The 10,323-nt window shown below is 30.9% G+C and carries 11 protein-coding genes; 5 read left to right on the top strand and 6 right to left on the bottom strand.

Going from position 1 to position 10,323, the window contains the following annotated elements; translation table 11 throughout:
• Window positions 1–169: 169 nt before the first annotated feature.
• From AT710_07825 to AT710_07815, 3 genes are all read right to left on the bottom strand, one after another.
• Window positions 170–973 (bottom strand): hypothetical protein, encoded by an 804-nt coding sequence (locus AT710_07825; protein KUO90991.1) that lies wholly within the window; start codon window positions 971–973, stop codon window positions 170–172.
• 104 nt (window positions 974–1,077) lie between these two features.
• On the bottom strand, window positions 1,078–2,982 hold the full coding sequence (locus tag AT710_07820; protein KUO90990.1) for a hypothetical protein: 1,905 nt from the start codon (window positions 2,980–2,982) through the stop codon (window positions 1,078–1,080).
• On the bottom strand, window positions 2,979–3,728 hold the full coding sequence (locus tag AT710_07815; protein ID KUO90989.1) for a hypothetical protein: 750 nt from the start codon (window positions 3,726–3,728) through the stop codon (window positions 2,979–2,981). The genes AT710_07820 and AT710_07815 overlap by 4 nt, the downstream gene beginning before the upstream one ends.
• Before the next feature lie 35 nt (window positions 3,729–3,763).
• On the opposite strand from AT710_07815, the gene AT710_07810 reads away from it, so the two are divergent.
• Window positions 3,764–5,242 (top strand): hypothetical protein, encoded by a 1,479-nt coding sequence (locus AT710_07810; GenBank protein ID KUO90988.1) that lies wholly within the window; start codon window positions 3,764–3,766, stop codon window positions 5,240–5,242.
• Here the strand turns inward: AT710_07810 and AT710_07805 are convergent.
• The 3 genes from AT710_07805 to AT710_07795 form a co-directional block, all read right to left on the bottom strand.
• Window positions 5,222–5,812: a hypothetical protein gene (locus tag AT710_07805; GenBank protein KUO90987.1), complete on the bottom strand. Its 591-nt coding sequence runs from the start codon at window positions 5,810–5,812 to the stop codon at window positions 5,222–5,224. The genes AT710_07810 and AT710_07805 overlap by 21 nt on opposite strands.
• Window positions 5,813–5,820: 8 nt before the next feature.
• Window positions 5,821–6,195 (bottom strand): hypothetical protein, encoded by a 375-nt coding sequence (locus AT710_07800; GenBank protein KUO90986.1) that lies wholly within the window; start codon window positions 6,193–6,195, stop codon window positions 5,821–5,823.
• A gap of 247 nt (window positions 6,196–6,442) precedes the next feature.
• On the bottom strand, window positions 6,443–7,255 hold the full coding sequence (locus AT710_07795; GenBank protein ID KUO90985.1) for a hypothetical protein: 813 nt from the start codon (window positions 7,253–7,255) through the stop codon (window positions 6,443–6,445).
• Between the two features lie 50 nt (window positions 7,256–7,305).
• Here AT710_07795 and AT710_07790 point away from each other — a divergent pair, with 50 nt between their 5' ends.
• The 4 genes from AT710_07790 to AT710_07775 are packed head-to-tail and all read left to right on the top strand — an operon-like array spanning window position 7,306 to window position 10,195.
• Window positions 7,306–8,091, top strand: coding sequence for a hypothetical protein (locus AT710_07790; GenBank protein KUO90984.1), 786 nt, complete (start codon window positions 7,306–7,308; stop codon window positions 8,089–8,091).
• Window positions 8,081–8,527, top strand: coding sequence for a hypothetical protein (locus AT710_07785; protein ID KUO90983.1), 447 nt, complete (start codon window positions 8,081–8,083; stop codon window positions 8,525–8,527). The genes AT710_07790 and AT710_07785 overlap by 11 nt, the downstream gene beginning before the upstream one ends.
• Before the next feature lies 1 nt (window position 8,528).
• Window positions 8,529–9,563 carry a hypothetical protein gene (locus tag AT710_07780; GenBank protein ID KUO90982.1) on the top strand — a complete coding sequence of 345 codons (1,035 nt, stop codon included), beginning with the start codon at window positions 8,529–8,531 and terminating at the stop codon, window positions 9,561–9,563.
• A complete protein-coding gene (locus AT710_07775) occupies window positions 9,554–10,195 on the top strand; it encodes a hypothetical protein (GenBank protein KUO90981.1) in 642 nt (213 codons plus the stop codon). The genes AT710_07780 and AT710_07775 overlap by 10 nt, the downstream gene beginning before the upstream one ends.
• The last annotated feature ends 128 nt before the right edge of the window (window positions 10,196–10,323 follow it).

The raw sequence follows: 10,323 nt of genomic DNA, 5'->3' as shown, positions 1-10,323 counted from the left end.
AAGAGGGACAAGAAACGTCTTGCCTAAATACAGGCTTCCTACCCATAAGTAATACTCGTTATACAAATATAAATAACTTAACGACGACACTACCGTAGTTCTTTAACATTTATATAAAGTAATTACTAAACGATTTTGAATTCATAATCAAGATGGTAGATTCTAAACATTATAAATATGAGCCATTAAATACAAATTTTCTAATCTTCTCTATTTCATCTCTTTTGATTGTACTTCCTTCAGATACTGCTCTATATATAGGGTTCCTTCTATTAATAATAAGATTGAAACCAGCACTTAATATAACTATTTTACCTGTTATTAAGTAGTTGTAAATTTCTAAAATATTTTGTCCATCAAGTAAATATATTGGAGAAAGTATAACTGCATATTTTTTATCGTAATTCTTAAGTTTCTCATAATTCTTAAGTTTCTCATCAGAAATCGTTATTTTCGCAAGTCTACGTTCGCCACCAAAGTGCACTACCTTTCCATCAATTTTTTTAAAAATTTCCTCTTTTTCACTATTAACGTAAAATACATAATCTATGCGATAAAATTCCTTATATTCCTTATGGAAGATATTGTCAGAGGTCATAACAACGGTGTATATGTTAGGCTCCTTTACACCTTTATCTTGAATATCAGACGCGGGCAAATTTTTTGGTTTTTCAATTAACACTCGTCTGTCTACTTCTAAGTTTAAAATTATCATTTTGTTGATGTAATCTAATAGTTTATCCTTAATTTTTAGACTCTCTTTTAACGGATCATCTGGTAGTTCTTTAATGTTAAACAAATAGAGTGATCGTTCAATCAGAAAAGGTACATATCGATATCCTAGTTCCTCAATCTCTATAATTGGTCCCTTAATATCTTTTATCCCTAAAACCTCATTGGTTGTATAATTATACATCTCTATCCAGTTATCGACGTTGGAAGTTATAGGAACATTAAGATTCCACATTACCATTCCTATAAAAGTGGTAATACGCGGTAGAGGCCCTGATATTCCGTAACTTGTGAATTCGCCGTATGTTCTAAAGAACATAGGTTCAAGTGGAGTAACCCTAACGATCATGAGAACCACCCTAACAATTTTATGAAATCTTCTATCACACTTCTGTCATCGACTCTTATCTTGCTAAATTTAGCTATCGTCTCATAGTCACCTTGTTCCAAACACGAAATATCCTTCTTCTTTTTATTATCCTCCATAATTTTCATAATTAGTTTACTCACTGCATTCTCACTTACTTTAGAGAGACTGGTAAAAAATTCCTTTCTAGCTCCTAAGTCGTAAATAAGTGATCTACTATAGATTCCTTTGCGTATGCCCGAGATTATTTTCTGAGCTACATCTAAAAGAGATCCTACTTCATTTCTTTCTGGACTATCGAGATCTATTATGTATCTAAACGGAATTATGGCTTCTGAAATAATGCCTCTTTCATTATTAACTACAATAAGTGAATCCTTCATTACTTCTAAATCCGCAAATTTGTAGACCAGCACTTCCTTCAAGTATTTTATAGCTCTTTCAAGAATTTCAAGAGAAATTTTTAACGGATATTTAAAGTGGCTTAGGATTATACCAATTGATCGTCCATTGTATTTAAGTGTTTTGAATTTAAGTAAGTTTTTCCTAAGTTTTATTGCCAACTCTAAAGCCTTCTCGACTGGGGCTATAGCTAATAAGTCGTCTCCTCCAATATATATAGGGATTGCATGATTCCTAAATATGGACTCTAGATCTTCTATTACTAGTTCATTAATTTCTCTTTCAATTTCTTTAATTTTCTTTATATCTCCACCTTGAGGTAAAAGATCTTTCCATTTTTTCGTATACTCTTTTTGTATATCTTCATCTTTAAACTTGATGAATTCTGGCTCAAGTAGTAATAATTTTCCAAAAGAATCCATATCAGCTTTAATAATAGCATAAGATGTAGGATAGTCTACATACCTTCTCATTATTTCCTTCTCATCAAGTTTAAACAGTGCAAAATTCGGCAGTTTAATTTCATTTACCTTAAAAATTATTTCAAGAAGTTTTTTTATGGGAATACTTCTTTCTTCTTGTACCACCTCTAGTGATTTATTGATCTTGTATTCAAGCCATGCCATATCTGAGGTAGAAGGAAATCCCCCTAATTTTTCCCACATATATACACCATATTTTCTCTTTATCAGGCACCAACCACATAAGTAGTCTTCACTATCTTCGGTAATTGCAGGTAACTTATTACACATCTCACAATATTTATAACCTCTGATATCTTTCACACGAATTTTACCAGAATCTATATCTTTTACTAACTCATCTATATCTAGATAAGCCTCTGGCGTTATAACTTTCAACTTCTTAACTTGCATTTCCTCAGAAAGTTTTTTCAATTTTTTAAATAATATCGTTTGAAAATCTTTGTTTTTAGGATTCTCAAGGCCACTTATTAATTTGCAAACGTCTATTATAGAGCTATATTCTTCTAGTTCGACTACTGAGATGTGAGGCTCTATGGGAGTATGTGAGGTAAACTTATATTTATCTAACAGTTGAATGTAATTTTTTAATTCATTATTTAGTGTTAATTTCCTATAACACTCGTGCAATTTATCTAATATTTCATTTTTAAGTTCATTCTTTTCCTTACATTCTGTTATAAACGTTAGTCTAGCGGGAAATATAGGATATAAATACTGAAGCTCAAGAATAGCGTTAAGTCTTTTACGAGTCTCCTGATCTATTTCATTTTTTCTTATGATATGAAATAAATTGTTTTCTAATGTAGGAGTTATAATACAATTTTCACAAATATTTCCGCATTTAACTCGTTCTTCTAGTTGTCCTATTATATTATTAGCCAAACACCAAGAGAGATACGAAGCTATATAGCTTCCAGCCCACATATCTGAAAGTTTTCTTGAATTAGAGATATACGATTGAACTTGAGAAAAGTCTACTCCAACTATATAGATCATATTTTAATCACCTTTGCAAAACCTCCTCCAGTCGATTCTCTACCCCCAATCTGTAATATCTTACCATCTAGACATGAAATATCTTGAGCAGTGTAGATATAGAAATGAAGTTTACTCCTGCTAGGAAGCATTTCCTCATACCATAATCTGGTCTCATTTTCTTCAATTCTTATTCTGGGCTGTTTAATAATAATACTGTTAATAATATTGATAAATTTCTCATCTGGCATTATTAGTATATGCTCGCTAGAAGATATGTTAAGTGTTGTCTTAATTTCCTTAACTAGTCCTTCCTTATGCGTCTCCACATCAATTATGTTATTCTTAAAAATAAGTCTATTTTTCTCTATATCAGTTATAGGCTCTTCTATTTCATTTAATCCTTTAGGTGCATTATGGAATTCGTAAAATTTCTTAAGCAAGAACTTACTTGTAACGTGGACTATGCCGTATTCTTTATCGTAAGTTGGCACTGTTAAGAGAAACGCATCACTGGTCGTGAGGTTATTTATACCCTTTACTTTAACGTATAAATCATTAATACATTCGATTTTTTCCTCATTTTTACCTTCCTTTACAGCAAGTGCTCCTTTAATTGAAGTTGAATAGATAATCGGAATACCGTAAGCGTTCTTCTGTATAGCTCTGTTTATCTCTCCTTTTCCAAATCCCGTACCTGTTTTTAAGGGAGTAAGCACATATAATAGAAAATGATGAAGAGTGTAATTGCGGACTGTAAGGCTCATTAGCTTTAATTTTCACTGTCAGTTAATAAAGATTAATGAAAAGAGTGATAATAGTATCATTATGGGGCAACGTAGGGGATTGGAAGAAAACGAGGTATCATATAGATATAGATTACAACGAAATAGAGTGTAGCAGCACGGAAAAAGTTAACGTTGATAAGCCTCCTACTAAATCTACTACTGCACTTCTTTATGAAGTTTATAGGAAAATTTGCGGTGAAGAAAACGTTAAGCCAGTTATTATATTGCCTTACTCCTTAATTTTAAATGACGAAAAATTCAGAAAAGAACTCGAAAAAAATAATAGTTCAGAATTGGGCTCTAAAGATCTAGAAAAAAGACTTAAGCAGTGGATTAAGGAGCAAGCAAATAAGGATTACGATCTATTATTAAATAATCTTATTAATAATGCCGAATTCATTTATATAGTAGGTCCTCTTACATATTATAAGACTAGTAACAAATCCTTTAGTATGTTTAAACAGCCTGATGAACAAATAACTGGTACAGAATCGAAGATTCATTTCAGAAATACTGAGGAAATACTTAACGTTATTGAGACAATGATAATAAAAGGGTTATATGAGATCTTAATGAGAAGCAATTCTAATAAATATAATGAGATAGAGATAGTAGTTGATGTTACTCATGGGTTAAATTTCTACATACCTAGTTTTATAAACGGCGTAAAAATTGCTACCTCACTTTTAGTTATGAGTAAGATTATACGAAAAGAGGAAATTAAAAAAATATCCATAAGTATTTATGGGAGTTCTCCCGTTTCTAAAGAACCTATAGTTAACTCGGAAAACGTTTCAGCCAGCATATATAATCTAGGCGATATCATTATAGCTAAGAAGGAAGACAACATAATGGAAAACTTATCCTTCTCTTTACTTCAATCAGAAATAATGAACGAATTATTAACAAGCACGAATTATAAAGCACTAATTAAAAAGTATAGGACAATATCCTATTTTTCTATAGGAGTTATTCCATGGGCTATATATTATTCTAAAAGATCCTCAGATAAGGAGCTTTTTGATAAAAATATAGATGNACAATTTAAAATTAAAAAGGAAAATAATAATAATATTTTTATTTCTTATAAAACAAAAATTTCCGAGAATAATATAAAAAAAGCTTTAATACTCGAAATATTACTCAGTAAAATTTTAAACGAGATTGAAACTGAGGATGAAGGTCAGTGGTTATGTTGTACATTCGATACTCTTAACTTTTTAGCAGAGAATATTCTAGTTACACCCTATACGGATTTACTTAAAGACCAATTAAATATGAGTGAAATAGGCAAATACTTTGAAAAGGTTAATGAAGAAACCTATCAGAATAAAAACGATAGATTGAAAGAAGAAGTCATACTTGATCCTTTTCACTGGGACGAATTTAAGAGAAACTTTATAGCTCATGCTGGCTTATCTAAAGACAATGTAGGTACTGTGAAAATCTATCTAAAAGATAAGAAAGTCTGCTTAAATAAAAAGCTTGAGTAAATTTTCTTTATTTGTAATTAAAACATAATTCTCTCTAACTTCTCTCTCTAACGAGCTTATATTACAAGGGATTAGATTAAACTCTATGTATTTATAAATATAATCCTCAGTTAATATTTCACATATTAAAGCCTTAACTAGATTATACATCTCACTTTTCTCGACATCTTCCCTATAAATCTTATTATAAACGTAAACTATAGTTAATTCTCTCTTATCCTTATACGCATTATAAGCATTTCTACCCACTTCAGATACTCTTGAATTCTCTGCAATAAGAGCTTGCTTTACCGTATCCATGATATTCTTAAGCATTTCTATATCATCTTTAACATTGAAAATTTCCTTCATTTTCTCCGGTTTCCAAAACGCTCTTGTTTTATCTACTACTTTTAAGTCTTCAAATACATAATATTCTCTATAATCCTTAGTAGAATAATCCAAAATAACGAAATACTTCTCGGATTGGTAGGCTTTACTCCCATCTTCATATCTCTTAACTAGTTTAAACCCTAGTTTAGATAGTTTTTTATAAAAAGCCTTCCTATCAATTGGCTCGACTGAAATCATACTCTCACCTAACAACACGGTATATTTAATTTGAAATTATCATCACATGTTATAGTTTGCTGATTACCTTTACATAATTCGAATTCTATGCTTAAATCATTTATGTTACTTATCTTTTGTCTTATTCTTGTTAAAATTTCCTCTTCTATCTTTTCTGAACCATCCCTAAATTTAACTTTTCTAATACGATTTAGTAATTCATTGCCAAGGACTAGTATAAAACGTACTCTGGTAATGTTTTTCTCTATGCATGATTCTGATATCGATAATAAATTAATAATAGTCTCTGCAGCTAGTTGTTTTATAAAGTCTGAATTAGAATCCAAAAGTTCCTTAATATTTGGAGTCCAGTTAATTTTACATTCTATAATTAAACTGATCACTCTTCTCCTAGTTTTATATAAAATAAACCAATCGGCCATAGATCCTTTATTGCAAGACTTAACTGTAAGTTCGTTCATCTTAATACTTTTACTGCTACAAATTCCTTCAACAACGTCTGGACACTCTCCCCATTCAGGATCCCTAGCTAAGGCTAAAAAATTATTATTTTCGTTACAGAGTATATTGTTGTTAGCACTATTGCAGTCTTTATAACAATCAAGTTTGTAAACAACCACGTTTATTACCTCATATTTTGTTTACAACCTCTAATTCCCTAGATAGTAATGGAGCATCTCTTTTAAGATCGCTTATTTTCATTACTTTACCTCCAGCTACATAATATACATTAAATCCTTGTTTGAACGCCTTTACTAATGCAATTGCCGAATGTGTTTCGATTAAGATACTTTTATCTTTTGGAAAATTTTCTATAAAATTAACAATAAAATCTACGTGCAAAGATGCGTCAAAGTCCTCTATTAATCCTACGTCTATTAAATTACTCTTCAATAATTCCATTATGAGGTTAAGTGCAAGGAATCTTTTCTGACCGTAACTTAAATTCTTAAATGGAATCCACTTTTCATTAATCCTTACACTATCGTAATAGAAGTCCTCAAACTCGATCTTTTGTTCTGGATCTGAAACGTAATCCCGTAAAATTTTACGGAAGATTTCTCCCAACTTAGGATCAGTAACTATAGTATCAGCGTTGAAGTACCAGTTATTTAATAATTGAAATAATTGAATATTACATTCAACATTAAATGCAGTTATATGACAATACTTAACATCCTTAAGTATACCTTTATGATATTGTGTACTTGGTATTTCGATTACGTTATTGTTATAGTACAATTCTAACTTTGCATCATCTCCTCTTTTTTCACTATCAGATATTATTTGCTCGCCTTTTAAAAATTTAAGTATAGCATTAATAATCGAACTCTTGCCTCCTCCATTAGGACCGTAAAGTATTATAGGCTTTGATAATTCTATCTCAGCAGACTCTATCCCTAAAAAATCTTTAACGATAATTTTCTCAATCTTTACTGTCATATTACTTATCATATCTTAAAGATTTTTAAGTATTTCATACAATATAATATGTGGACAGTTTATTTTTATTCATATACTCATTAACGCCAGTACACGCTGGTATAGGTAGGCAGATAGATGAGTATGTCGACATACCCGTTCAAAGAGATGAGTTTGATATACCAGTTATATGGTCGTCAAGTATAAGAGGATCTTTAGGAAATAATTTCCCAAATCTCAAAAAACTGCTGGGTATTAAGGGCGATAAATCGTTTTCTGAATCCGAAATTTCAGTCTTAGATGCAAGATTGTTTCTAATCCCAGCTAGGACTTTATATGGCATATGGATATATATAACCTCTCCTCACCTATTCACATACTATTCCATTTATAACGAAATTCTTAATAAAAACTCGCCTATAACAATTAATCCTATTCCATTAGCTACTAATGATAAAACAATTATTTTCGAGAACAATAAGGCTTATATAAATGAGATATTATTTGATAAAGTTAAAGTTGAGGAGAGTCTGAAAAATCTTTTCAATCTCCTACCAGAGGAGTTAATAAAAGACTTACTGAAGACTTCAGTATTTGTTGTTGACGATAATATTGTAAGGGATGTTATTAATAGAAGTCTGATAATCCAGCATAGAATTAAGCTAAAAGAAAATGAAAAAAGTGTTGAAGAAGGTCCTTGGACTGAAGAGTTTGTCCCAATGTTTACAATATTCGTTAGTGGTATAATATGTAAGAGTAGTTGCGAAACAGTTAAGGAAACTATTAACAGTAAGAGTATGATAATTGGTGGAAAGGAAAGTTTAGGTAAAAGTCTGGTGAAATTATATGTTAAATGACGCAATCGTAAGCTTCTCTCATGAAATTATCAAATCTATTCTCTCTTTTAATAACAACGATATAAATAAATCCTTCAGAGAAAGATGTAGAACATTATTAACAAACATATATTATAACGGAATTTATTACACCTTTCTTTATGCATCTGCTAGGTCTAAAGGTTTGACTTTCTCCCTGTTATCACATGTATGTGAAATTTCGTTAGATTCGGTTATAGTTAATAAGGAAGATGTTAAACCAGAAGAGATATCTTATGCATTATACGCAGACTACTTAGTTTGCTTACTCTATAAACTAGAACTAATTCCTCATAATACATTACAGGATAAGGACGAATTACTTAAATTACTAAAGGAAAATGATCTAACGTTTACTAAAATAGCTTATGAGGGGGCTAAGATTATTAAGCTACTAGCAGAGGCAATGATTAAGTGAGGTGAAGTTCTTGATATTATATGTAACAATGGTGACTCCTACACACATAGGTTCTTATGAATCTCATATCTTAGATGAGTTATGGTTCTTAAAACCATCCTCTATTAAAGGAATTGTAAAGTGGTGGGCTAGAGCCATAATAGGTGGTATTCTATTAGATATGGGCATGTTAAACATAGAAATAATAGAAAGATTCCTTTACCAGATAGGATTGGGTTCTAAATTAGGACCTTCGAGGGTAATAATTAGGACATTTACGTTAAAACAACCAGATATTAACAGCAAGGATATAAACGTTTATCACAGGCTAGAACTCCTCAGTATAGGAAGAAGAGAGAACAAAGAAGCAAAAGTAAGAGAATATATGATAGACGGAGAGTTTGAAATAATTCTAATTAACGATAACTCATTAGTTGATAGAATAACAATGCTTTCACTCATGTTAAGCGGTATAGGTAAAGGAAGTAGAAAGGTTTTAGGCAGCATCGATATAACAAGAGTTGTAAACTTTAAGATAACCGAACAAACACTAGGAGACTTCATAGAAAAAACTTACGATGAAATTAAAGAATTTATTCAGAGCAATCTAAAGCCTAAAATAACTAAAACTAAATTAGAATTACCGCCTTTTCCGACTCTTAATAAGAGAACAGCACAAATAGGCATAATAAGGAATTGTGATCCAGTAAAGCTACATAACTTCGTATTAAAGTCTAGAAGAAAAATCAGTGCTGAAGACTCATGGATTTTGGGATTACCCAGAGGTCGAGAGACCGGTTTCATAACAAATGATAACATTAGAAGGGCGTCCTCCGTAATATTCACTTATCATAATAGATTACCATTTAAAGGTATGGAAAAAATAGGAATAATAACTATATTTCAATCTAACGATTTCCCAGATAAGATAATCCATAAAGGTCAAAAACATAAAGAACATGAAATAAAAATTGATAATCGAGCAATAAAAAGGGCTGTAGAGAACATCATAGAAGATTTAAATAATACATTTAGGGTAGAGTGGATATGGCCTTAAACATGACAAGTTTAGCGATTAAAACGCTTATAGAGTTCATCGAATCTGATAGAACAATAGAGGAAGCAAGCAAACATATAACTCTTGAATTATATAAGGAATTTGAATGTAACAAAATTAAGGATTTAATAAATAATGTTACAACTTACGTAAATATCGTTTCTTCTTATTATAATGAGATTCTATCTAAAAAGAAATATGTTAGTAATACATATATAATGACCATTAAGACACCCCTTTTAGTTCACACTCACAATCCATATATGCCCATTAACATTGGGCTTTCTTGGCATCCGATCTTTAACCTACCCTACATTCCCAGTACTACCATTAAAGGAGTCCTAAATAGATATTTATTAGATGAAAAAGACCTAATCATATTAGACTCCTTTCCAGTCTCATGTAAATTTAGACTAATAGTACCCCAGGTTATTACGCCACATTACGTTAACGAATTTTCAGAACATAAAATTAATCCAACTCCTCTAATATTTCCCGCTATAGCTCCAGGGGTCGGATTTAATCTAACAATATTTTCAAAGAAAAAAATTGAAAAAGAAGATATAAATAAAGCTCTCTTCTATGGATTAGGCGCTAAAACCTCTATAGGATACGGGGTTGTAGAAATATAGGTGTATAAAAACATAAATTAATTAAATTTAATGGTTTAACGGTAGTGTCGTCGTTAAGTTATTTATATTTGTATAACGAGTATTACTTATGGGTAGGAAGCCTGTATTTAGGCAAGACGTTTCTTGTC

It is taken from the genome of Thermocladium sp. ECH_B, from assembly GCA_001516585.1.
GTDB lineage: Archaea > Thermoproteota > Thermoprotei > Thermoproteales > Thermocladiaceae > Thermocladium.
This window is presented reverse-complemented; position numbering and strand designations above follow the sequence as displayed.

What these genes read in the sequence shown, in the direction of transcription:
- AT710_07825 (KUO90991.1), bottom strand. Translation starts at nt 973, where the DNA reads ATGGTAATGTGGAATCTTAATGTTCCTATAACTTCCAACGTCGATAAC.
- AT710_07820 (KUO90990.1), bottom strand. Translation starts at nt 2,982, where the DNA reads ATGATCTATATAGTTGGAGTAGACTTTTCTCAAGTTCAATCGTATATC.
- AT710_07815 (KUO90989.1), bottom strand. Translation starts at nt 3,728, where the DNA reads ATGAGCCTTACAGTCCGCAATTACACTCTTCATCATTTTCTATTATAT.
- AT710_07805 (KUO90987.1), bottom strand. Translation starts at nt 5,812, where the DNA reads ATGATTTCAGTCGAGCCAATTGATAGGAAGGCTTTTTATAAAAAACTA.
- AT710_07795 (KUO90985.1), bottom strand. Translation starts at nt 7,255, where the DNA reads ATGACAGTAAAGATTGAGAAAATTATCGTTAAAGATTTTTTAGGGATA.
- AT710_07785 (KUO90983.1), top strand. Translation starts at nt 8,081, where the DNA reads ATGTTAAATGACGCAATCGTAAGCTTCTCTCATGAAATTATCAAATCT.
- AT710_07775 (KUO90981.1), top strand. Translation starts at nt 9,554, where the DNA reads ATGGCCTTAAACATGACAAGTTTAGCGATTAAAACGCTTATAGAGTTC.